The sequence below is a fragment of the Pseudomonas sp. V88_4 genome (assembly GCF_029967985.1).
GTDB classification, from domain to species: Bacteria; Pseudomonadota; Gammaproteobacteria; order Pseudomonadales; family Pseudomonadaceae; genus Aquipseudomonas; species Aquipseudomonas glycinae.
Map to the genome: position 1 here is coordinate 202,952 of NZ_JASCAF010000043.1, position 22,892 is coordinate 225,843.

At 60.3% G+C, this 22,892-nt stretch carries 26 protein-coding genes; 11 read left to right on the plus strand and 15 right to left on the minus strand.

All coding sequences use genetic code 11. The features are described 5' to 3' along the window. Positions 1-14: 14 nt before the first annotated feature. The 6 genes from QLG12_RS20290 to QLG12_RS20315 all read right to left on the minus strand — a co-directional run bounded on the left by QLG12_RS20290 (position 15) and on the right by QLG12_RS20315 (position 3,407). Positions 15-254: a BolA family protein gene (locus tag QLG12_RS20290; protein WP_007953556.1), complete on the minus strand. Its 240-nt coding sequence runs from the start codon at positions 252-254 to the stop codon at positions 15-17. A 115-nt stretch (positions 255-369) separates the two neighbouring features. Then, positions 370-675, minus strand: coding sequence for an STAS domain-containing protein (locus tag QLG12_RS20295; RefSeq protein ID WP_064382524.1), 306 nt, complete (start codon positions 673-675; stop codon positions 370-372). Then, a complete protein-coding gene (locus tag QLG12_RS20300; RefSeq protein ID WP_236193231.1) occupies positions 672-1,322 on the minus strand; it encodes an ABC transporter substrate-binding protein in 651 nt (216 codons plus the stop codon). Before QLG12_RS20300 ends, QLG12_RS20295 begins: the two co-directional genes overlap by 4 nt. An 11-nt stretch (positions 1,323-1,333) precedes the next feature. Continuing rightward, positions 1,334-1,801 (minus strand): outer membrane lipid asymmetry maintenance protein MlaD, encoded by a 468-nt coding sequence (mlaD, locus tag QLG12_RS20305; RefSeq protein WP_007953559.1) that lies wholly within the window; start codon positions 1,799-1,801, stop codon positions 1,334-1,336. Continuing rightward, complete coding sequence (mlaE, locus tag QLG12_RS20310; RefSeq protein WP_197869702.1) at positions 1,801-2,598, minus strand: lipid asymmetry maintenance ABC transporter permease subunit MlaE; 798 nt, start codon at positions 2,596-2,598, stop codon at positions 1,801-1,803. The genes mlaD and mlaE overlap by 1 nt, the downstream gene beginning before the upstream one ends. Then, positions 2,598-3,407, minus strand: a complete 810-nt coding sequence (locus tag QLG12_RS20315) for an ATP-binding cassette domain-containing protein (protein ID WP_197869701.1) — start codon at positions 3,405-3,407, stop codon at positions 2,598-2,600. Before QLG12_RS20315 ends, mlaE begins: the two co-directional genes overlap by 1 nt. 275 nt (positions 3,408-3,682) lie before the next feature. Here QLG12_RS20315 and QLG12_RS20320 point away from each other — a divergent pair, with 275 nt between their 5' ends. The 10 genes from QLG12_RS20320 to QLG12_RS20365 all read left to right on the plus strand — a co-directional run bounded on the left by QLG12_RS20320 (position 3,683) and on the right by QLG12_RS20365 (position 10,709). Beyond that, positions 3,683-4,657: a KpsF/GutQ family sugar-phosphate isomerase gene (locus QLG12_RS20320; RefSeq protein WP_197869700.1), complete on the plus strand. Its 975-nt coding sequence runs from the start codon at positions 3,683-3,685 to the stop codon at positions 4,655-4,657. After that, positions 4,658-5,182 carry an HAD family hydrolase gene (locus QLG12_RS20325; RefSeq protein WP_039769294.1) on the plus strand — a complete coding sequence of 175 codons (525 nt, stop codon included), beginning with the start codon at positions 4,658-4,660 and terminating at the stop codon, positions 5,180-5,182. It abuts the gene before it with no gap. 8 nt (positions 5,183-5,190) lie between these two features. Beyond that, the gene (gene lptC, locus QLG12_RS20330) at positions 5,191-5,763 is read left to right on the plus strand and encodes an LPS export ABC transporter periplasmic protein LptC (protein WP_007953568.1); all 573 of its coding nucleotides are present in this window, start codon (positions 5,191-5,193) and stop codon (positions 5,761-5,763) included. Beyond that, the gene (gene lptA / locus QLG12_RS20335) at positions 5,750-6,295 is read left to right on the plus strand and encodes a lipopolysaccharide transport periplasmic protein LptA (RefSeq protein ID WP_197869699.1); all 546 of its coding nucleotides are present in this window, start codon (positions 5,750-5,752) and stop codon (positions 6,293-6,295) included. The genes lptC and lptA overlap by 14 nt, the downstream gene beginning before the upstream one ends. After that, positions 6,295-7,020: an LPS export ABC transporter ATP-binding protein gene (lptB, locus tag QLG12_RS20340; RefSeq protein WP_007953572.1), complete on the plus strand. Its 726-nt coding sequence runs from the start codon at positions 6,295-6,297 to the stop codon at positions 7,018-7,020. The genes lptA and lptB overlap by 1 nt, the downstream gene beginning before the upstream one ends. A 186-nt stretch (positions 7,021-7,206) precedes the next feature. Further along, positions 7,207-8,700: an RNA polymerase factor sigma-54 gene (locus QLG12_RS20345; protein WP_064382529.1), complete on the plus strand. Its 1,494-nt coding sequence runs from the start codon at positions 7,207-7,209 to the stop codon at positions 8,698-8,700. A 73-nt stretch (positions 8,701-8,773) separates the two neighbouring features. Then, positions 8,774-9,082, plus strand: a complete 309-nt coding sequence (raiA, locus tag QLG12_RS20350) for a ribosome-associated translation inhibitor RaiA (protein WP_011332471.1) — start codon at positions 8,774-8,776, stop codon at positions 9,080-9,082. Positions 9,083-9,093: 11 nt separating this feature from the next. Further along, positions 9,094-9,558 carry a PTS IIA-like nitrogen regulatory protein PtsN gene (gene ptsN, locus QLG12_RS20355; RefSeq protein WP_064382530.1) on the plus strand — a complete coding sequence of 155 codons (465 nt, stop codon included), beginning with the start codon at positions 9,094-9,096 and terminating at the stop codon, positions 9,556-9,558. A gap of 2 nt (positions 9,559-9,560) precedes the next feature. Further along, positions 9,561-10,418, plus strand: a complete 858-nt coding sequence (rapZ, locus tag QLG12_RS20360; RefSeq protein WP_064382531.1) for an RNase adapter RapZ — start codon at positions 9,561-9,563, stop codon at positions 10,416-10,418. 15 nt (positions 10,419-10,433) lie between these two features. Then, positions 10,434-10,709, plus strand: a complete 276-nt coding sequence (locus QLG12_RS20365) for an HPr family phosphocarrier protein (RefSeq protein ID WP_064382532.1) — start codon at positions 10,434-10,436, stop codon at positions 10,707-10,709. 38 nt (positions 10,710-10,747) lie between these two features. On the opposite strand, the gene QLG12_RS20370 is transcribed toward QLG12_RS20365, so the two are convergent. The 6 genes from QLG12_RS20370 to pmbA all read right to left on the minus strand — a co-directional run bounded on the left by QLG12_RS20370 (position 10,748) and on the right by pmbA (position 16,031). Further along, on the minus strand, positions 10,748-11,641 hold the full coding sequence (locus tag QLG12_RS20370) for a ZIP family metal transporter (RefSeq protein WP_197869698.1): 894 nt from the start codon (positions 11,639-11,641) through the stop codon (positions 10,748-10,750). A gap of 30 nt (positions 11,642-11,671) precedes the next feature. Further along, a complete protein-coding gene (locus QLG12_RS20375) occupies positions 11,672-12,283 on the minus strand; it encodes a superoxide dismutase (protein ID WP_197869697.1) in 612 nt (203 codons plus the stop codon). Between the two features lies 1 nt (position 12,284). Beyond that, entirely contained in the window at positions 12,285-12,725 is a 441-nt protein-coding gene (locus QLG12_RS20380) for a hypothetical protein (protein WP_197869696.1), read from the minus strand. 27 nt (positions 12,726-12,752) lie between these two features. Continuing rightward, a complete protein-coding gene (locus tag QLG12_RS20385) occupies positions 12,753-14,129 on the minus strand; it encodes a class II fumarate hydratase (protein ID WP_197869695.1) in 1,377 nt (458 codons plus the stop codon). Continuing rightward, complete coding sequence (locus QLG12_RS20390; RefSeq protein ID WP_197869694.1) at positions 14,110-14,517, minus strand: FagA protein; 408 nt, start codon at positions 14,515-14,517, stop codon at positions 14,110-14,112. Before QLG12_RS20390 ends, QLG12_RS20385 begins: the two co-directional genes overlap by 20 nt. Positions 14,518-14,678: 161 nt before the next feature. Further along, the gene (gene pmbA / locus QLG12_RS20395) at positions 14,679-16,031 is read right to left on the minus strand and encodes a metalloprotease PmbA (RefSeq protein ID WP_282475131.1); all 1,353 of its coding nucleotides are present in this window, start codon (positions 16,029-16,031) and stop codon (positions 14,679-14,681) included. A 102-nt stretch (positions 16,032-16,133) separates the two neighbouring features. Between pmbA and yjgA the strand changes: the two genes are divergently transcribed. Then, positions 16,134-16,658 (plus strand): ribosome biogenesis factor YjgA, encoded by a 525-nt coding sequence (gene yjgA, locus QLG12_RS20400; RefSeq protein ID WP_007953598.1) that lies wholly within the window; start codon positions 16,134-16,136, stop codon positions 16,656-16,658. Positions 16,659-16,709: 51 nt separating this feature from the next. Here yjgA and tldD read toward each other — a convergent pair whose 3' ends face one another. From tldD to QLG12_RS20415, 3 genes are read right to left on the minus strand one after another with little or no spacing between them, the layout of a single operon-like run. Next, complete coding sequence (gene tldD, locus QLG12_RS20405; protein WP_197869692.1) at positions 16,710-18,152, minus strand: metalloprotease TldD; 1,443 nt, start codon at positions 18,150-18,152, stop codon at positions 16,710-16,712. A 5-nt stretch (positions 18,153-18,157) separates the two neighbouring features. Beyond that, the gene (locus QLG12_RS20410; RefSeq protein ID WP_197869691.1) at positions 18,158-19,018 is read right to left on the minus strand and encodes a carbon-nitrogen hydrolase family protein; all 861 of its coding nucleotides are present in this window, start codon (positions 19,016-19,018) and stop codon (positions 18,158-18,160) included. Positions 19,019-19,076: 58 nt separating this feature from the next. Beyond that, complete coding sequence (locus QLG12_RS20415) at positions 19,077-22,880, minus strand: YhdP family protein (RefSeq protein ID WP_282475132.1); 3,804 nt, start codon at positions 22,878-22,880, stop codon at positions 19,077-19,079. Positions 22,881-22,892 lie beyond the last annotated feature (12 nt).

Below are 22,892 nucleotides of genomic sequence, written 5' to 3' on the forward strand. Positions count from 1 at the left end.
CGACGCCCTAGGGCTCAGGTGCGCTCGGCCCAGGCCGCGCTGCTGAAAAATTTCATAGTGACCGCGTGGATGCTGCCATCGGCAATCCAAGGGTTCAAATGGGCATAGATGCTTTGCTGACGCTTGACCGGGCTCAACGCCGCCAGTTCATCACTAATCACGTTCAGCTGGAAGTTGCAGCCTTCGCCTTCAACTTCCACCTGCGTTCCTGGCAGCTTTCCTTCAAGGAAGCTCTTCACTTCTACGGCCTGCATGCTCAACCTCAATCGGCGCCCTGTGCGCACGGGTCGGACATCATACAAAAAAGCCCCGCGCCTGCGAACCCCGCTGCGCAGGACTCTGACGGGGGGCTTCTCTATTGATGCGGGTTCAGGGTTGCGCCAACAGCTCGGTCAGTTCGCTGACCTGAGCAATTTCGCGCATGTCTTCGGGCATCCCGCGAATGCTGACCGCCTTGCCGGCGGCCTTTGCGTCGCGAATGAAGCACAGCAGCAGCGACAGACCGACACTGCTGGACTTCTCCACCGCCGAGCAATCAATCACCAATGCCGGGGCATTGCACGATTTGATCAGCGCCCGGCCCTGCTCCCGCAGGTCAGGGCCGGTGCGGTAATCCAGCACACCGCTGAGCTGCAGCTGACTGGCTTCGTCCAGACGAATGGCCGACTCGGTCATTGGGCAGGTTTCTCGTTCTGCTCGGCCGACTGCTTGGCCTTGGCGACCTCCCCGGCCCAGCCGTTGATGGTTTTGTCCAGGTCGTTGCCATTGCGCTGCATCGCGTCGGCGAACTGGTCACGGAACAGCTTGCCGATGTTGATGCCGTTGATGATCACGTTGCGCAGTTTCCACTCGCCGTTGATCTTCTCCAGGGTGTACTGCACAGGGTAGATCGCGCCGTTGTTGCCTTTGACGGTCATGCCGACGCTGGTGCGGTCGCCCGATTCATCCTTGGGCGCATCGACGGTGATGCCCTGGTTGTTGTACTCGAGCAAGGCGTTGCCGTAGAACTGGAACAGGCCGCGCTTGAAGTTTTCCTCGAAGGTCTTCATCTGCGCCGGGGTTGCCTTGCGCGAATACTTGACCGTCATGATGCTCTTGGAAATGCCTTCGGCATCTACCACAGGGCCGACGATGGTGTTCAGCGCCGTGTAGAAATCCTGCGGATCCTGCTTGTACTTCTCTTTATTGGCCGACAGATCGGCGAGCATCCGGTTTGTAGTGTCCTGAACCAGATCGTGCGCCGACTGTGCCGCCACGGCGTTAGCCATCAACGGCAGCGTCGCAAGCAACACCAACAGGCCACGTCGCAAGGTAGAGATCATTCAAAAGCTCCTCATTTGGCGTCTTTGCTAACGGTATTGAGCAGGAATTTACCGATCAGGTCTTCCAGTACCAGAGACGACTGCGTGTCGTGGATGGTTCCACCATCCTTCAGGCGGGTGTCTTCCCCGCCCACGCTGATACCGATGTATTTCTCGCCCAGCAGACCCGCTGTCAGGATAGATGCTGTGGAGTCGGTCGGCAGATTGTCGACGCTTTTATCCACTTGCAGGGTCACCCGACCGGTGAAGCTGTCGCGGTCCAGATCGATCGCGGTGACCTTGCCGATGGTCACACCCGCCATGGTCACTTTGGCTCTGACCGTCAAACCGGCGATATTGTCGAAATAGGCGTAAAGCTTGTAGGTATCGGTGGTCGAAGTCGGAGACAGGCCACTGACCCGCAGGGCCAGCAGCAACAAGGCCAGGATCCCTGCCAGCAGGAACAGGCCGACACCGATTTCCAGGGTGCGGTTTTGCATCAGAAATCTCCAAACATCAAAGCGGTCAGAATAAAGTCCAGGCCGAGCACTGCCAGCGAGGCAAACACAACGGTCTTGGTGGTGGCACGACTGATGCCCTCGGAAGTGGGCTCACAGTCATAGCCTTGGAATACGGCGATCCAGGTCACGACAAAGGCGAAAACGATACTTTTGATCACGCCATTGAGCACATCGCTGGAGAAGTTCACGCTGTTCTGCATGTTCGCCCAGTAGGAGCCTTCATAGACGCCCAGCCAGTCGACCGCGACCCAGGAACCGCCCCAGATGCCGACCACGCTGAAGATCATCGCCAGCACCGGCAGGGAAATGAAGCCGGCCCACAGACGCGGGGCAATGATGTACTTGAGCGGATCCACGCCGATCATTTCCAGGCTGGACAACTGCTCGGTGGACTTCATGTTGCCGATTTCCGCCGTCAGCGCCGAACCGGCACGACCAGCGAACAGCAGCGCAGTCACCACCGGACCCAGCTCCCGCAGCAGGGTCAAGGCAACCATCTGCCCAACAGCCTGCTCCGAACCATAGCTCGACAGAATACTGAAGCCTTGCAGCGCCAGCACCATGCCGATGAAGATCCCGGAAACCACGATGATCACCAGCGACATCACGCCAACGGAATGCAACTGCTTGACCAACAGGCCGAAACCGCCGCTGATGCCGCCACGCCCCAGCAGGGCATGAAACAGGAACAGGGTCGCCCGGCCGAATACCGCGACAGCGTCGATGGCTGCTTCGCCGAATCGACGCACGCGTTCTATTAATGAAATTCTGCGCATCAGCGCTTCCCCAGAAGATCTGCGCGGTAATCCGTCGCTGGAAAGTGATACGGGACCGGGCCATCGGGGTTGCCGGTCATGAACTGACGAATACGCGGCTCATCCGAGTTCATCAACTCGTCCGGCGTACCCTGCCCCAGCACTTGTCCATCACCTACGACATAGATGTAGTCGGCGATGCTCGCGGTTTCCGCCAGATCGTGGGAAACCACGATACTGGTGATCCCCAGTGCATCGTTGAGCAGACGGATCAGGCGAACCAGCACGCCCATGGCGATCGGATCCTGGCCGACGAACGGTTCGTCGTACATGAGGATCTGCGGATCGAGGGCAATCGCCCGGGCCAGGGCAACACGACGCTTCATGCCGCCGGACAGCTCGTCAGGCATCAGCTCGATCGCACCGCGCAGTCCTACTGCCTGCAACTTGAGCAGCACGATGTCGCGGATCATCTCGTCCGGCAGTTCGGTATGAACGCGCAGCGGAAAGGCGACGTTCTCGAATACATCGAGATCGGTGAACAGCGCGCCGCTCTGAAACAGCACGCCCATGTGCTTGCGCGCATCGAACAGATCGCTGCGCGACAGCTTCGGCAGGTTCTGGCCGTTGACCCAGACCTCGCCTTTGGATGGCCGCAACTGGGCGCCCATCAGGCGCAACAGCGTGGTCTTGCCACACCCGGAAGGCCCCATGATGCCGGTGACCTTGCCGCGCGGGATGCGGATATCGACGTTATTGAAAATGCTCCGCGCACCGCGCTTGAAGGAGACTCCCTTCAGCTCGACCGCGTAGGCGTTATCGGCACTCATCTAAACTCCTTGCGATGCAGCCTCTCACTCGGACGCCTGGCTTTCTTGAGAAAGCCCCTACATCCCGGGCAGGCCGAACTGGCGGCGAACTATATCACTGCAAAGGGCAAGCGCCCAAGGCCTGCACCGGTCCGCATTCTGCGAGTTGAAGGGCTCAAAGCCTTATTTGCAGAGTTTTGGTAACGAGGAATGACAATGCGCGACGAACTTGCGTGAGGCTTTTCAACATAACCGCTATAATCGCCGCCTTTTCATCGGGCTATACGATTTCTGACATGAGCCAAACCAGCGACCTGATTCAATCGGCACAACGCACCATCCGCCTCGAAGTGGAAGCCGTACAAGGCTTGTTGCCCCATATCGACGCCGATTTCGTACGCGCTTGCGAGATGATTCTGGCCAGCAAGGGCCGTGTTGTCGTGGTCGGCATGGGCAAGTCCGGGCACATCGGCAACAAGATTGCCGCCACCCTGGCCAGCACCGGCACCCCGGCGTTTTTCGTGCACCCGGCCGAAGCCAGCCATGGCGACATGGGCATGATCACTCGTGACGATGTGATTCTGGCCCTGTCGAACTCCGGTTCCACCAACGAAATCGTCACCCTGCTGCCACTGATCAAGCGCCTGGGCATCGAGTTGATCAGCGTCACCGGCAACCCGCAATCGCCGCTGGCCAAGGCCGCCGAGGTCAATCTCAACGTTCACGTCGAACATGAAGCTTGTCCGCTCAACCTCGCGCCAACCTCTTCGACCACCGCGGCACTGGTCATGGGCGACGCCCTGGCCGTGGCACTGCTGGAAGCGCGCGGCTTCACCGCTGAAGACTTTGCCTTTTCCCACCCCGGCGGCGCACTGGGCCGACGCCTGCTGCTGAAAGTGGAAAATGTCATGCACGCCGGGCAGGAACTGCCTCAGGTTCAACGAGGCACGCTGCTCAAGGACGCGCTGATGGAAATGACCCGCAAGGGTCTGGGCATGACTGTGATTCTTGAAGCTGACGGCAAACTGGCCGGGATCTTCACTGACGGCGACCTGCGCCGCACTCTGGATCGCAGCATTGATATCCACAGCGCCACCATCGACCAGGTGATGACCGTTCACGGCAAGACCGCCCGCGCCGAGATGCTCGCCGCCGAAGCCCTGAAAATCATGGAAGACCACCGAATCAACGCGCTGGTTGTCGTGGATGAAGAGGATCGCCCGATCGGCGCCTTCAACCTCTCCGATCTGCTGCGCGCAGGAGTGATGTAAATGAGCACCGATCTGCTGCAACGCGGCAAAGCCATCAAACTGGCGGTTTTCGACGTCGACGGTGTTCTCACCGACGGGCGACTGTACTTCCTTGAAGATGGCAGCGAGTTCAAGACTTTCAACACGCTCGATGGTCAGGGCATCAAGATGCTGATGAACGCCGGCGTACAGACCGCCATCATCAGCGGTCGCAAGACTCCGGTGGTCGAGCGTCGGGCAAAGAACCTGGGCATCCCGCACCTGTTTCAGGGTCGCGAAGACAAACTGGTGGTTCTCGACGGTCTTCTGGAGCAACTGGGCCTAAGCTATGAACAAGTGGCTTACCTCGGCGACGATTTGCCCGACCTGCCCGTGATCCGCCGCGTAGGGCTGGGCATGGCCGTTGCCAACGCCGCCCCTTTTGTTCGCGAACACGCACATGGCGTCACCCAGGCCCGTGGTGGCGAAGGTGCCGCCCGTGAATTCTGCGAACTGATCCTGCGCGCCCAAGGTAGCCTCGACGCCGCCAACAATGCGTACCTGTGAGTCCAACCATGTTTAGCAAAAAGTTTCGCAACATCTTGTTGTTCGGTTGTATCGCAGCGATATTCGGCGCTGTCGGCTACTGGAACATCAGCCCGGAACGTTTCCTCGACAAACCGCCGGTTTCGGCAGAGGAAAGCCCGATCGACTGGTATGCAACCAATACGCACACGATCCAGTACCTCGAAGACGGCAAAGTGCAGTACGAAATGACGTCCGACAAGGCCGAGCACGTCAAGGCGACCGACATTACATTGGTCACCAAACCCGATCTGAACATGTTCCGTGGCACCGATTTTCCATGGCACGTGACCAGTGAACGCGGCGAAGTGAACTCCGGTGGCACCGAGGTCGAGCTGATCGACTCGGTTCGGGTCAAGCGCACCGACGAAAAGAACCGCGACACCCTGATTACCAGCACACGCATGACGGTGTTCCCTCAGCAGCAATATGCGCAGACCCAGCAACCCGTTAGAATCGACGGCGCTGGCGGTGTATCGACTGGCGTAGGAATGAAAGCGTATTTGAAGGAAAGCAGGATACACCTGCTATCGAACGTAAGAGGACAGTATGAGGCTCGTTAAAACCCTCCCTATTTTGCTCAGTCTGGGCGCAGCACTGGGAAGCGTGAGCGCCTGGGCTCTGCCGAACGATCAAGAGCAGCCAATCCGCATTCAGGCCGACGATGCCCAGCTGGACGACAAGAATGGCGTTGCCACCTATAAAGGTGACGTGATCATCACTCAGGGTTCGATGATCGTCAAAGGCAACACCGTGACCATCACCCGCACCCCGACCGGCGACATCGACGTCGTGACCTCGGTGGGCAACCTTGCCTACTTCGAGCAGTTGCAGACGGCCGGCGACACCAAGCCCGTACAGGGCTGGGGCGTGACCATTCAGTACCACGCCGCGCAAAACCGCGTTGTGCTGATCGACAAGGCGAAAGTCGTCGACAAGGACAACAACACCACTCAGGGCGAGAAAATCGTCTATGACACGGTGAAGAAACTGGCCAGCGCCGGTCGCGCAACCGGCAACAAGGTCACCGAAGCGCGTCCGCGCATCGACATGGTGATCCAGCCGAAGAAGAAAACCGACGAGAAAACCCAGTAATGGCAACTCTGAAAGCTCAGCACCTGGCCAAGGCCTATAAAAGCCGCCAGGTCGTGCGCGATGTCAGCCTGTCGATCGACAGCGGTCAGATCGTCGGCCTGCTCGGCCCGAACGGCGCCGGCAAGACCACGTGCTTCTACATGATCGTCGGCCTGGTGCAGGCCGATCAGGGTCGCGTGCTGATCGACGACCTGGACGTCAGCCACCAGCCGATGCACGGCCGCGCCAAGGCCGGTATTGGCTATCTGCCGCAAGAAGCATCGATCTTCCGCAAACTGTCGGTAGCCGACAACATCATGGCCATCCTCGAGACCCGTCAGGAGCTCGACAAGGCCGGTCGTCGCAAGGAGCTGGAAAGCCTGCTGCAGGAATTCCACATCAGCCACATCCGCGACAACCTCGGCATGAGCCTGTCCGGTGGCGAACGCCGCCGCGTGGAGATCGCCCGCGCACTGGCTACGGCACCGAAGTTCATCCTGCTCGACGAACCGTTCGCCGGTGTCGATCCGATCTCGGTCGGCGACATCAAGCAGATCATCCACCACCTCAAGGCCAAGGGTATCGGTGTATTGATCACCGACCACAACGTCCGTGAGACGCTGGATATCTGCGAAACCGCCTACATCGTCAATGACGGCCAGTTGATCGCCGAAGGCGACTCCGCGACCATCCTCGCCAACGATCTGGTCAAGGAAGTGTATCTGGGTCACGAGTTCCGCCTGTAAGCGTGAGAGCATTCGACCTGCCGTCCGGATGCTGTAACGTTGAAGCGCATTTTTCTACGCTTTTATTGTTACAGCGCTCTAGGCAAACACGACAGTTTCAGGCATATAATTTGCTTAAGTTTGGCGCTTCGGCGCCCTGTAGTGGATGGCGCATAGCGCCGGCGAATAAGGTGTTAAGCCCCTGCCATGAAACCATCGCTAGTCTTGAGAATGGGCCAGCAGCTGACGATGACACCGCAGCTGCAACAGGCCATCCGCCTGCTCCAATTGTCGACCCTGGATCTGCAACAGGAAATCCAGGAGGCGCTGGAATCCAATCCGATGCTCGAACGCCAGGAAGACGGCGACGACTTCGACAACTCCGATCCCATGGCCGACAACGCCGAACAGAAGCCCAACACCGAGATCCAGGAACCTTCCTATCAGGAGGCCGCGCCGACAGTCGACAACCTCGAAGACGGCGAATGGAACGAGCGAATCCCCAACGAACTGCCGGTAGACACCGCCTGGGAAGACGTCTACCAGACCAGCGCCAGCAGCCTGCCGAGCAGCGACGATGACGAGTGGGACTTCACAACCCGCACCTCCGCCGGCGAGAGCCTGCAAAGCCATCTGCTGTGGCAGCTGAACCTGGCACCGATGTCCGACACCGATCGCCTGATCGCTGTGACCCTGATCGATTGCATCAACAATCAGGGCTACCTGGACGAAACCCTCGAAGAAATCCTCGACGCCTTCGACCCGGAACTCGACATCGAGCTGGACGAGATCGAAGCCGTCCTGCACCGCATCCAGCAATTCGAACCGGCCGGCATCGGCGCACGCAACCTGGGCGAATGTCTGCTGCTGCAATTGCGCCAGCTGTCGGCCAAGACCCCCTGGCTGGCAGAGGCCAAGCGTCTGGTCACCGATTACATCGACCTCCTCGGCAGCCGCGACTACAGCCAGCTGATGCGCCGCATGAAACTCAAGGAAGACGAACTGCGCCAGGTCATCGAACTGGTGCAGAGCCTCAACCCGCGCCCCGGTTCGCAGATCGAGTCCACCGAAGCCGAATACGTGGTACCTGACGTCATCGTGCGCAAGGACAACGAGCGCTGGCTGGTCGAACTGAACCAGGAGTCGGTGCCGCGCCTGCGAGTCAATGCCCAGTACGCCGGGTTCGTGCGGCGCGCCGATACCAGTGCCGACAACACCTTCATGCGCAATCAGTTGCAGGAAGCCCGCTGGTTCATCAAGAGTCTGCAGAGCCGCAACGAAACCCTGATGAAAGTGGCCACCCAGATCGTCGAGCACCAGCGCGGCTTTCTGGAGTACGGCGACGAAGCGATGAAGCCGCTGGTCCTGCATGACATCGCTGAAGCGGTGGGCATGCACGAGTCGACGATTTCCCGCGTGACCACGCAAAAGTTCATGCATACCCCGCGGGGCATATATGAACTGAAATACTTTTTCTCCAGCCATGTGAGCACCTCAGAAGGCGGTGAATGCTCGTCCACGGCGATCCGCGCGATCATCAAGAAACTGGTTGCCGCGGAAAATCAGAAAAAGCCGTTGAGTGACAGCAAGATCGCTGGTTTACTGGAGGCACAAGGCATTCAGGTGGCTCGCCGCACCGTCGCCAAGTACCGCGAATCCCTCGGGATCGCGCCTTCGAGCGAACGCAAGCGGTTGATGTAAGCCACGTTACAGCGTTCCAGTGGCAGGCTTTTCGGCCTGCCGCTTTATGCACTGGCAACGAAGGAGAAGCTGTATGCAAGTCAACATCAGTGGACACCAACTGGAAGTTACCCAGCCTCTGCGCGAGTACATCGAGCTCAAGCTCAAGAAGCTCGAAGGGCATTTCGACAAGATCACCAACGTACAGGTCACGATGTGCGTCGAAAAGCTGAAGCAGAAAATCGAAGCCACGCTGCATATTCCCGGCAATGAGGTCGTCGCAAACGCGGAACATACCGATATGTACGCTGCGATCGACGCGTTGACCGACAAGCTTGATAAACAACTCAAAAAGCATAAGGAAAAGACCCAGAGCCTGCTTCAGGGCGCTACCGGTCGATAACCCCCAACCCCATGATCCGACTTGAAAGTATCCTGACCCCCGGCCGTTCCCTGGTGAACGTGCCGGGCGGCAGTAAAAAGAAAGCCCTCGAACAAATTGCCAACCTGATCGCCCGGGAAGTCCCGGATCTGGAGATGCAAGATGTCTTCGAGGCATTGATTGCCCGTGAAAAACTGGGTTCAACCGGTTTTGGCAACGGCATCGCCATTCCTCACTGCCGCCTCAAGGGCTGCGAAGCGCCGATCAGTGCGCTGATGCACCTTGATGCCCCTATCGATTTCGACGCTATCGACGGCGCGCCTGTGGATCTGCTGTTCGTCCTTCTGGTGCCGCAAGCTGCCACCGATGCGCACCTGGAGCTTTTACGCCAGATCGCCAGCATGCTCGACCGCAAGGACGTGCGCGACAGACTGCGCAGCGCGCCAAGCAACGAAGCCCTGTACCAGGTTGTACTGGAAGAGCAGAACAGGCCGTAATCATGCGCTTGATCATTGTCAGCGGCCGTTCCGGCTCGGGTAAAAGTACTGCCCTGGATGTCCTTGAGGACAACGGTTACTACTGCATTGATAACCTGCCGGCCGGCCTGCTGCCGGAGCTGGCCGAACGTGCCCTGATTCACACCGAACTGGCGCAGCCACTGGTGGCGGTATCGATCGACGCACGCAATCTGCCGAGCCATCTGAGTCGATTTCCGGAATTGCTCGAGGACGTACGCGCCAAGCATATTCAATGCGATGTCCTGTATCTGGATGCCGACGAAGAAACCCTGCTCAAGCGTTTCTCCGAAACTCGCCGCCGCCACCCGCTGAGCAACGCCAATCGTTCGCTGGCAGAAGCCATTCAGGATGAAAGCGCCCTGCTCGGCCCGATTGCCGATCTCGCCGATCTGAAGATCAACACCACCCATCTCAACCTGTACCAGCTACGCGACACCATCAAACTGCGCCTGTTGAACCAGCCGGAGCCGGGCACGGCGTTTCTGGTGGAGTCGTTCGGTTTCAAACGCGGCATGCCGGTGGATGCGGATCTGGTGTTCGATGTACGCTGCCTGCCGAACCCGTATTGGAAGCCGGAACTGCGCGCGCAATCCGGTCTCGATCAGCCGGTCGCGGAGTATCTGGCCGCTCAGCCCGAGGTCGAGGAGATGTACCAGGATATTTACACGTACCTGCACAAATGGCTGCCGCGCTTCGCCGCGAGCAACCGCGCTTACGTCACCATTGCCATCGGCTGCACCGGCGGGCATCACCGCTCCGTTTACCTGACCGAACGTCTTGGCCAGGCGCTGCAGAAGACCCTGAAGAACGTCCAGGTCCGCCACCGCGACCTCAGCTAAAGGATTCACACCGCGATGCCTGCTCGGGAAATAGAAATCATCAACAAACTGGGCCTGCATGCTCGCGCATCGGCAAAATTCGTCGGCGTGGCGGGCCAGTTTCCCGATTGCACGATCAGAGTCGGCCGTACCCCGGAAACCACGGTTGACGGTAAAAGCATCATGGCGATGATGATGCTCGCTGCGGGTAAGGGCACCAAAATCCACCTGAGTACCGAAGGCCACCAGGAACAGGAAGCCATGGATGCGCTGGTTGCGCTGATCAACAACTACTTCGATGAAGGTGGCTGAAAACGCTTGAAGCGAGGGAGCCAGCTCCCTCCTGCGTTTCAGCCCAATGCCGTGTCCATCACCATCATCAGACAGAATCCGGTCAACAAGCCCAGGCTCGCCAGCTTCTCATGACCATTGCGTCGCGACTCCGGAATGACCTCGTGAGTCACCACCAGCAGCATGGCACCCGCCGCCAACGCCAAGCCCAATGGCAGCAATAACTCGGCAAGACTGACCAGCCAGGCACAGAGCAGCGCGAACACCGGCTCGACCAGACCTGACGCTGCGCCAATCAAGAATGCCTTGACCCGCGACATCCCGGCACCGGCCAGTACCAGTGCAATCACCAGCCCTTCCGGCACATCCTGCAAGGCAATGCCCATGGCCAGACTGTCTGCGTCCGGCATTCCACCACCCGCCGAGACACCGACCGCCATGCCTTCCGGGATGTTATGGGCAATGATGGCGAACACGAACAACCAGATCCGCGGCGGAATCACCGGATGCTCGACAGTGCCGATGAGCATTTCCGGCGAGGCGCCCGAGACCCGGCGATCAACCAGATAAAGGCCAAACGCCCCGAGCATGATGCCAAAGCAGATCAGGCCGCTTGCGCCCCAAGGGCTCAACCCCAGACCTTCGGCGGCGGCGATTGCCGGCACGATCAGCGAAAACGCGGTTGCCGCCAGCATCACGCCGGCGCCAAAACCCAACAGCGTATCCCCCAATGCCTGAGGCATGTTGCGAATCACCAGCACCGGAACAGCCCCGAGTGCGGTGCCAAGGGCGCAAATCGCCCCGCCCTGCAATGCCCGGGACAATCTCGGCTCCAGATTCAGCCATTCGAGTCCGTGGGCGACCAGCAGGGTCATGCCCGCCAATAGCAGCAGCGATCCGATTGCGTAACGAAACATACGTCCACTTCCGACCGCCAGTGTTTCAGTGCCCATAGTCAGCCTTGAATTGTTCTTATAGGAGACTCAAACCAGCGCGGCCTGATAACGCGCAGCGACTTCTGGCCAGTTGATCACGTTGTAGAACGCGCTGATGTATTCCGGCCGACGGTTCTGATAACGGAGGTAGTAAGCGTGCTCCCACACGTCGAGCCCGAGAATCGGCGTGTTGCCGTTCATCAGCGGGCTGTCCTGATTGCCGCTGCTTTCCACCACCAGTTGCTTGTCCGGCATCACGCTGAGCCACGCCCAGCCACTGCCGAAGCGGGTCAGCGCAGCCTTGGTGAAGGCCTCCTTGAAGCTGTCGAGGCCACCCAGTTGCTCATCGATCGCCTTGGCCAGCGCACCGTCCGGTTTGCCACCGCCGTTGGGCACCATCACTTCCCAGAACAACGAATGGTTGGCATGCCCGCCGCCCTGATTGATCACCGCCGCACGAAGCTTTTCCGGTAGTTGCTGAACGCTGGCGACCAGTTTTTCCACCGGCCATTCCGCGAATTCGGTGCCCTCGACCGCAGCGTTCAGATTGTTGATGTAGGTCTGGTGATGCTTGGTGTAGTGGATCTCCATGGTTTGCGCATCGATATGCGGCTCCAGTGCGTCGTAGGCGTAAGGCAAGGCTGGCAGGGTAAAAGCCATTTCAGTGGACTCCATGGTGATGTGAGGCGGGTGCGCGACGCGCATTGCCGGTATCCGGGTGCAGCAAACGCTGGGTGCGCGGGTATTCGCCGTGTTCGCTGATGAAATTGAGCAGCTCGACGTAGGTCTTGCTGCTCTGGCGCAGGGCCGCTTCACGCAGCGCCGGGCGCAGGCGCTCGTCCTGCATGGTCTGCAACAGCCGTTGATGGATCGCGCACAGGTACTCGGCGCTCTCCTCCGGCTGATTCAGGCGCAGATGCAGATCCGCCAGGTTGTGATGGGAGATGACACAGGCCGCCACCGCTTCGTCGGCATCGGCCCAGCGCTCGAACAGCACCTGCGCCAAAGCCAGGGCTTGCAGATAAACCTCGCGGGCGTCGATCAGCTCGCCCAGCATGAAGCAGCGATTGGCCCGTTCGATCGTGCGTTTCCAGTGCTCCATGGTGAACCTCCAAAGCGGTTGCGGTGCTTACACGCCGCCGGCGGTGAGCTTCTCGGGATTGAGCAACGCTTCCAGCTGGCTGCGCGACAGATCGGTGTGCTCCAGCGCAACGTCGATCACCGGACGGCCCTGTTTGTAGGCCTGCTTGGCGATTTCGGCAGCTTTCTGGTAACCGATGATCGGGTTGAGCGCAGTGACCAGAATCGGGTTGCGCGACAGCGCTTCCTTGAGTCGCGACTCGTTGACCTTGAAGCTGGCGATGGCCTTGTCAGCCAGCAGACGGCTGGAGTTGGCCAGCAACTCGATGCTGCTCAGCAGGTTCTGGGCGATGATCGGCAGCATCACGTTCAGCTCGAAATTGCCTGACTGACCGGCGATGGTGATTACCGAGTCATTGCCGATCACTTGCGCGGCCACCATGGCAGTGGCTTCCGGAATCACCGGATTGACCTTGCCCGGCATGATCGACGAGCCCGGTTGCAGGCCTTCGAGTTCGATTTCACCGAGGCCGGCGAGCGGGCCGGAGTTCATCCAGCGCAGGTCATTGGCAATTTTCATCAGTGAAACGGCGGTGGCCTTGAGCTGACCCGATACGGCCACAGCGGTGTCCTGCGAGCCGATCAGGGCGAACAGATTCTTGCCAGGGGTGAACTGGACATTGGTCAACTGGCTGAGCTGGCGGCTGAACCGCGCAGCAAATTCCGGATGCGCATTGATCCCGGTACCGACCGCTGTGCCACCCTGTGCCAGGGATTGCAGGCTTGGCAGCAAGTCCTGCAGGTGACCGATATTGGCTTTGAGCTGCTGCGCCCAACCGTTGAGCACCTGGCTCATGCGCACCGGCATGGCGTCCATCAAGTGGGTGCGGCCAGTCTTGACGTGATGATGGACTTGTTCGGACTTGAGTTCGATCACTTGCACCAGATGCAACAGCGCCGGCAGCAGTTGTTCGTGCAGGGCCAGCGCGGCGCTGACGTGGATAGTGGTTGGAATAATGTCGTTGCTGCTTTGCCCGCAGTTCACATGATCATTGGCGTTTATTGGCTCCTCGAGCAAACGACTGGCCAGCGTGGCGATCACCTCGTTGGCGTTCATGTTGGAGCTGGTGCCGGAGCCGGTCTGGAAGATATCCACCGGGAAATGCCGCATGAAGTCGCCCTCCAGCAACCCTTGGGCGGCATCGCTGATGGCTTTGCCTTGCGCGGCACTGATCTGGTTGAGTTCAACGTTGGCCCGGGCGGCAGCGGCTTTCGCCAGAATCAAAGCGCGAATGAACTGGGTCGGCATCGGCTTGCCGCTGATCGGGAAGTTATCCACTGCGCGCTGGGTCTGCGCGCCGTAGAGAGCGTCCACCGGCACCTGCAGTTCGCCCATGCTGTCGCGCTCAATACGTGTCTTGGTCATCTGAAAATCCTTGCACCAGTTCTATGAGAGGAATCGAGGGAAGCAACTCGCAGGTCGCCAATTGCCAGGTGTAGCTTTGCCAGCGTTTGAGCCGGCACTTGCACAGCAAGAGGCGCTCCATTTCACGCAAGGGCCGCCAGGCTTGATCGAGACACAGGCTGCGCCAATGCCACGGCAGCGCGATGTCGGTGGCCGTGTCGAGCAGCAGACGGAAGGAGGTTTCAGCGATCATCCAGGGCGAGGTCGCCGTGCAGCAGGCCAGATACCGGCCTTCGGCCAGGTAATGTTCGATCAGTCGTGGTTCGTCGGAATCCATCGCGCAACGGATCTGGCGACTCATCCAGCGCCAGCTTTCGAGGTACGGCTGCTCGTGCAAGGCAGAACTCATGATCCTGGGCTCATCCGATAATGAGATTTATTATTAGATGATAATGAGAACCAAAACAAGAGCCGCTTTTTGCTGCCCTCATCAGCTCGAAAAATTTGCAGACACAAAAAAAGGCGCGCCTCCCAATCGGGTGGCGCGCCTTTTTTGTACCTGCCTGCGGCTTAGCTGCCCGCGACAGTCATCTTCTCGATCAACACCGAACCAGTGCGAATGTTGCTGCGCAGCTCCAGATCGTTACCGACCGCGATGATCTGCTTGAACATGTCACGCATGTTGCCGGCGATGGTCACTTCCTGCACCGCGAACTGGATTTCACCGTTCTCGACCCAGAAACCTGCCGCACCGCGCGAGTAATCACCGGTCACCATGTTCAGACCGTGGCCCATCAACTCGGTGACCAACAACCCACGCCCCATGCGTCGCAGCAAAGCGGCCTGATCTTCATCGCCATGAGTGACGAACAGGTTGTGCACACCGCCCGCGTTGGCGGTACTCGGCATGCCGAGTTTGCGACCGGAATAAGTGCCAAGAATGTACGACACCAACTCGCCCTTCTCGACGAACGGTTTGGCATAGGTCGCCAGGCCGTCACCATCGTAGGAAGCACTGCCCATGGCACGCATCAGGTGCGGGCGTTCGTCGATCGTCAGCCATTCCGGGAACAGCTTCTGCCCCAAGGTGCCTTCAAGGAACGACGATTTTCGGTACAGACTGCCGCCGGAAATCGCCGACAGAAAGCTGCCGAACAACCCACCCGCCAGTTCTGCCGAAAACAAAACCGGCACTTCGCAGGTCGGCACCGGACGCGCACCGAGGCGACTCGCCGCCCGCTGCGCAGCACGCTGGCCGATGCTCACCGGATCCGCCAGCAAACTGCCCTGGCGATTCACGTCGTACCAGTAATCACGCTGCATCTGGCCCTCGGCCTCGGCGATCATCACGCAGCTCAGGCTATGCCGGGTCGAGGCGTAACCGCCGATGAAACCGTGGCTGTTGCCGTACACGCGGCAGCCCTGATGAGTGCTCAACGTGGTGCCATCGGCATTCTTGATGCGCGCATCGGCGTCGAACGCGGCGGCTTCGCAGAGCAATGCCTTTTCAATGGCCTGCTCCGGGGTGATGTCCCATTGGTGGAACAGATCGAAATCCTGAATATCCCGGGCCATCAGCGCAGCATCAGCCAGCCCCGAGGCCTCGTCTTCGGAGGTGTGCTTGGCAATCGCCAGCGCCGCAGCGACGGTCTCGCGAATCGCATCCGGCCCGGTGGCGGAGGTGCTGGCCGAGCCTTTGCGCTGACCGACATACAAGGTGATGCCAAAGCCCTGATCGCGGTTGAATTCGACCGTTTCGACTTCACGCTGACGCACCGACGTCGACAGGCCCTGTTCCAGCGAGACCGCTACTTCACAGGCACTGGCCCCCTGGCGCCTGGCTTCGGCGATGATCTGCTCGACCTGTTCCTGCAGTGCCGGCAATGCCTGTGGGCCGACGCTTTCAACTGCACTCATGCTCATCTCCACTCAAATTCTGCTTTCGGCTGGGGCCTTCGAGCGACCGGGCCGGACAAGCGGCCCCCGACTGGTTATCATGGCGGCGTTTCTTTGCGGACTGCCACCATGGTTGATTCTTACGACGACTCCCTCGATACGGGAGAAAAAAGCAAATCCCAGGTCAAACGCGAGCTGCATGCTCTGGTTGACCTTGGCGAGCGCCTTACAACGCTCAAGCCGGACCTGCAGGCAAAACTGCCATTGACCGACGCTTTGCGCCGGGCCCTGGCCGATGCGCCCAAGCACACCGCGAACATCGCGCGTAAACGGCACTTGCAGTTCATCGGCAAACTGATGCGCGATCAGGACACTGACGCGATTCTCACCTTGCTCGATCAACTCGATGCCTCAACCCGTCAGTACAACGAGCGTTTCCACAACCTCGAACGCTGGCGTGACCGCCTGATCGCCGGTGACGATGCCGTACTGGAAAAATTCGTCGTCGATTACCCGGACGCCGACCGCCAGCAACTGCGTTCCCTGATCCGTCAGGCCCAGCACGAGGTTGCGCAAAACAAGCCTCCTGCCTCGAGCCGTAAAATCTTCAAATACATCCGTGAGCTGGACGAGACTCAACGCGGTCTGCGTTGATATTCGCCACCGGGTGGCCGCACTGCGCGCCACCCGAAGCTCCATTCCTTCTTATGCGCCCGTGCCACCCACGGTAATCGCATCGATTTTCAGGGTCGGCTGACCGACACCTACCGGCACCGACTGCCCGTCCTTGCCGCAAGTCCCCACACCGCTGTCCAGCGCCAGATCGTTACCGACCATCGACACCCGGCTCATCGCTTCCGGACCGTTGCCGATCAACGTCGCACCCTTGACCGGCGCGGTGATCCTGCCGTCCTCGATCAGATACGCCTCGCTGGTGGAGAACACGAACTTGCCGCTGGTGATGTCGACCTGACCACCGCCAAGATTGGCGCAGTAGATGCCCTTCTTCACCGAGGCGATGATTTCCGCCGGATCGCTTTGGCCGCCGAGCATGTAGGTGTTGGTCATCCGAGGCATCGGCAGGTGCGCGTAGGATTCACGGCGACCGTTGCCGGTGCGGGCCACGCCCATCAGCCGCGCATTGAGCTTGTCCTGCATATAACCCTTGAGCACGCCGTTCTCGATCAGCGTGGTGCACTCGGTCGGCGTGCCTTCGTCGTCGACACTCAGGGAGCCGCGACGACCGGCCAACGTACCGTCATCGACGATAGTGCAGAGCTTCGAAGCAACCATCTCACCCATGCGCCCGCTGTAGGCCGAACTGCCCTTGCGGTTGAAGTCGCCTTCCAGACCGTGACCGACCGCTTCGTGCAGCAACACGCCCGACCAGCCCGAACCCAGAACCACCGGCAAGGTGCCGGCCGGTGCCGGAATCGCTTCCAGATTCACCAGTGCCTGGCGCAGTGCTTCACGCGCGTAACCCATGGCGCGGTCTTCGGCGAGGAAATAACGGTAGTCGGTACGCCCGCCGCCGCCATGACCACCGCGTTCGCGACGGCCGTTCTGTTCGACGATCACACTGACGTTGAAACGCACCAGCGGACGCACATCGGCAGCCAGGCCACCGTCGGTCGAGGCCACCAGAATCCGCTCCCAGACCCCGGCCATGCTTACGCTGACCTGCTGGATACGCGGATCGAGGGCACGGGTCGCCACGTCGATGCGCTTGAGCAGTTCGACTTTTTCAGCGCGGCTCAGGACTTCCAGCGGGTTATCCGGTGCGTACAACTGGGCGACGTCCTGGCTGCTGAACGCCTGCACCGTGCCGTTCTGCCCGGCGCGGGAAATCGAACGGGCCGCACGGGCCGCCGCGCCGAGGGCTTCGAGGGTGATCGCGTTGCTGTAGGCGAAACCGGTTTTTTCGCCGGACTGCGCACGCACGCCGACGCCCTGGTCGAGGTTGAAACTGCCTTCCTTGACGATGCCGTCTTCCAGCGACCAGGACTCGGAAATCTGCCCCTGGAAATACAGGTCGGCCGCATCGATGCCTGGACCCGCCAGATCACCGAGCACGCCTTGCAGGCTCTCGATCGTCACGCCGCCGGGCGCCAACAGGTGATCACTGACTGAGGACAACAACTCGCTCATAGGTTTTACGCCTTAAATTCGTGTTCTGAAGCAGGTCGCTGTGCGCCCTGCGAAAAAAACCGCCGATGACCCGTCACCGGCATTCGCGCCCGGATGGACGCCTGTTCATGACTGTCGCGCTCGGCCAGCAACACCGCTTCGCCCTGCTCCTGTTGCGCCAGCACGCGGCCCCACGGATCGACAATCGCCCCGTGGCCAAAGGTCTCTCGTGGCCCTGGATGTATCCCGCCCTGGGCTGCCGCCAGCACATAGCACTGGGTTTCAATGGCCCGAGCACGGATCAACACGTCCCAGTGCGCCGCACCGGTCACCGCGGTGAAGGCCGACGGTGCGGTAATCAGTTCAGCCCCGGCTGCGCGCAATTCGCTATACAGCTCCGGGAAACGCAGGTCGTAGCACACCGTCAGGCCCAGTCGCCCGACCGGGGTGTCCACGACCACCACGCCACTGCCATAAGCATAGTCATCGGATTCGCGGTAACGGCCGCGATTGTCCGCCACGTCGACATCGAACAGGTGCAACTTGTCATAGCGCGCGACGATTTCGCCCTGATCATTCACCAGCAGCGAGCAGGCATGGGACTTGGCCTCAGGCTGCCCCACCGGCGGCAACGGCAAGGTGCCGGCCACAATCCATAACTTGAGGTCGCGGGCGGTCTGTTTCAACCACGGCAGGATCGGGCCTTCGCCAAGTGCTTCGGCGCGGCCGATATCGGCGATGTCGCGACGGCCCATGGCCGCGAAGTTTTCCGGGAGCACGGCCAGCTTCGCACCGGCATTGGCCGCCTGTTCGAGCAAACGTCGGGCATCGCGCAAGTTGGCCAGCACATCGCTCTGGCTGACCATTTGAATCACCGCTAAAGACATGGCGCACTCCGCAAGAGGTATGCGGCCATGCTACTCCATCGGTTCAGGGGCTGGCTGTTCAAAAAGGCTTGTCGAAGGTGATTTTCGGCTCTTTCCACGGGCCTTTGACGGTGTATTTGACGCTGGCGAACCGTGCCACGCGATCGCCGATCAGTTTGTCGATCAGGAACAATGCACCGCCGACCGCCGGTGCGCCGACAATCAGCGCGGCAATCGGCAGATTGTTGGTCACCGGCAAGGTCACCAGCAATTTGGCATCAACCTGATCGCCCACCAGATCCAGCGTGCCGTCCAGTTCCAGGTTGCTCGAAGGCCCGGTCAACTTGATCGGCTCTTTCGTCACATACACGCCATTGGTCGCCACCAGCAATCCCTTGACCCGGTCATAGCTCAAGCCTTTGCCGAACAGGTCGGAGAAGTCGAGGCGCAAACGCCGGCCAATCGAGTTGAAGTTGAGCAGACCGAATACCCGCAATGCCTGGGCGCCGCCCTCCACTTCAACAAACTGGCCTTTGTTGAGGGACGCATCGAGGGTGCCGGAGAAGCGCTTGGTCGCCAGCCACGCCGGCGAGCCCGGCCAGCGGCCGTCGACATCCATGTGGAATTCTTCGCTGGTCACGCTCGGTGCAAAGCCCCAGCCCTTGAGCACATCGGCGAGATTCTTGCCGCCGATCCGGCCCTTGTACCAACTGCTCGTAGCACCGGGCGCGCCTTCCCAGCCGCCGCTGCCCTGCAAAAGAATGCCCTTGAGGCCCAGATCGAGATTGTTCAGGGCGATGCCCTTGGCGGTCGGCCGAATCTTGAGCGACCAGCCACCGACCAGATCCTGGCCCTGGAACAATTGATTGATGGTGATATCCAGCGCCGGGATCTTGGTCGGATCGACCGAAGCCAGTGGATCCGGCGCGTTTTCGTCGGCCTGGACCGTCGGGTCCGGCGCCGGCAACCGCACGTATTGCAGGTTCACCGCAATCGGCGCGCCCTTGGCGTCAGGAATGCCCGCCGTGCCTTTGGCCTGCTGGCTGTCGAGGGCCAGTGCCCAGGCACCGGGCTTGCGATTCACTTGCACGGCTGCCTGATCCAGCGTGGTGCCGAAGGCCGTGAGTTTGCCGATCTTGAAATCCGCGCTGCTGAGCAACTGCTTGGCGTTGCCACCCGGATCCTGGCCAGCGTATTTGTCCAGCAGGTCCTGCCAGGGCTTGACGTCAAGCTCGGACAGTACGCCGCGCACTCGCAGACCTTTGCTGCCCGGCAACACCGCTTCGCCGGCGCCGAGGAACAACTCGCCCCGACCATCGGCAAAATTTCCCGGTGGCGCGGCAAAGGTGAAATTGGCCAGTTGATCGTAATTGACCCAGAAACGCCGCTCCTGTCCTTGCAGGGTCATGCGGAATACCGTGTCACGCCCCACGTCGGCGGCCATACCGAACGGCGCCGGCAGATCCACCGCCACACCCTTCATGCTGGAACTGACCATCAATTGGCTGTCGGCGCCGGACAGATTCACTTGTAACTGGTAAGGAATCGTCCCGGACGCCGGCAATGGTTGAGTCACGCCCAGCCAGTCGGTGAGTTTCTTGACCTCGACCTGCCCTGACGCCGCGACTCGGGTCTTGAGCTGGCCGGGAGCACCGTCGGCGAAGATCTGCGCCGAGACCGGTTTATCGAAGGCCCTGGCGCTGATGTTCTGACCGCTCAGGCCCTTGTCGCTGTCGAAGCGGAAATCACCCTTGAGCTGGCTCAGTTCCAGCTTCGGCTCGGCCAGCTTCAAGCGCGCATTGGCAGTTTTGAAGTCGACGAGGATTTTCGGCTGATCACCCTTGGCCAACGGCACATCGAGTTTGAGCTTGCCTTGCAGGTCACCCTCGCCTTCCCAGCCGGCAAAAGTATCGGCGGTGCCGATCGGCGCCTCCTGAAGAATCTTCAGGCCATCGCCCAGCCCGCCGGCAAAGCTGCCGTCGAGGAACATATGGCTGTGCTCGCCGCTCGGCACATGGGGAATATTGACGAAGACATCGCTGACCTGGGTGTCGAGCAACTGACCCTCGTTGGCCAGAATACGCACGCCACTGTCTTCGATGAACACGTCACCGCTGACCTTGCTCACGTGCGGCCAGCCCGGCTGGAACGCCAGCTCGGCGTCGTGCACCTTGAAGAATAGGCTGATGCTGCGATCCGCTTCTCCGGCGTTCTTGTTCAGCGAACCCTGATACTGGAAGAAGCCCTGATCCACCGCGCCTTTGAGAATTGCCGTGCGCAGCCATTCATCGAGGGCCGGGCTCAAGACTTGCGGCAGGTACTTGGCGGTGTAGCGTCCATCGCCATCCACCAGACCGACCCGCAGGTCCATGTAGTCTTCCTGGCTGTGATCGAAGTGCAGGCGGATCAGGAAGTCGCCGGCGATCTTGCCCTCCTCGCCGAGCACCTTGAGGTACGGCGCGATCAGGGTGAACCCTTCTTTATCGAGCTTCCAGGTCAACCGGGCATTGGCCTGAATGTACTGCCATGGCTTGGCGAAGATCGGATCGAGGTGCAGGACGAAGTCCTTGCTGTCCATGCGCAGCTCGCCGCCGCCGAGATTGCCGGTAAGGCTGCCGCTGACATTCCGTGCCGCCGGCGCGCCGTGGTAGGCGTCGAAGCCAACTTGATCGAGGTTGGCGGCGAAGCTGAATTTGCTGTCGTCGGTGGCGTTCGGCCGGAAATCCAGCAGTACGTTACGCATGCCACCGGTCACTTTCAGGCGCTCGACCACGGTGGCGAAACCTTGGGGCAATGGGCCGAGGGCATTGAGCAAAGGTGTGATCGGCGTCAGGTCGAGCTGGTCGGCCTGCAGATGCCAGAGCTCTTGCGCTTCGTCGGTGGCGGCCGTCTGTTTGATCTGGACATGGGATTCGAAGCGGGTTTCGCCGACATTCATCGCCAACGAATCAAGCGTGATTGTGGTCCCTTCGGAGCCGCGCTGAAAATAGCCATTAAGCGCCAGATTGTTGATCTGGATCGGCTTGCGTTCAGCGTAGGCGCCGGTCAGTTGCGGCGCATTGAGACGGATCGCCGCACTCTGCAACGCCCCCTCGCGCCAGTTGACCCACAACTCGCCACCGGCCTTGATCGCGGAGAAATTCCACTGTTGAGTAAGCCGCTCGGGCAGCCATTTTGACCAGTCGCTCTGCGGCAGGCTGGCATAGCCTTCCAATTCGCTGTTCTGCCACTGATTCGGACGAAGGCGTGTGCGCAGGCTCAGCGCCACAGGCTGACCGTTGGGCAGGGTCAGGCGCGCATCGAGGCGTTGGCGGCTGGAACCGGTCTTTAGATTGAGGCCGACATAAGTGAGGGTCAGCGGCGCCTGCTCCAGCGGCTGCAACGTCACCTGACTGTCGAGCACCGACAGTTGCTGAATCATTTGCATGCGGTTGAACAGTTGTTCGGGATCCATGGGCTGATCCTGCTGCACCGGCAAGCCTTCCAGCGCCCACTTTCCGTCTTCGCCTTCCTTGAGGCTGATCTTCAGACCGTTGAGTTCAAGATGGGCGATGCGCACTTCCCGGGCCAGCAAACTGGCCCAAAGATCCGGCACCGCGCGCACCCGATCCAGGCGCAAGGCGTTGGCGCCGCTGCCGACCATCACGTCGTGGGCCAGCAGGATCGGGGCAAATCCGCTCCAGTTGCCTTCCAGCTCGCCGATCTGCAGCGGCATGCCCAGGGCGGCACTGGCCTTGTCTTCGATATCGGCGCGGTATTCGGCCACCAGTGGCGTGAGTTCCCGGCCGAGACTGACGTACAACGCCATCAATACCAGAACCAACGCGCACAGGCTCAGACCCCAGCGGGTCAGCGCAGCCAAAATGCGTGTCAGACGTTCCATGTCAGTTGGCTC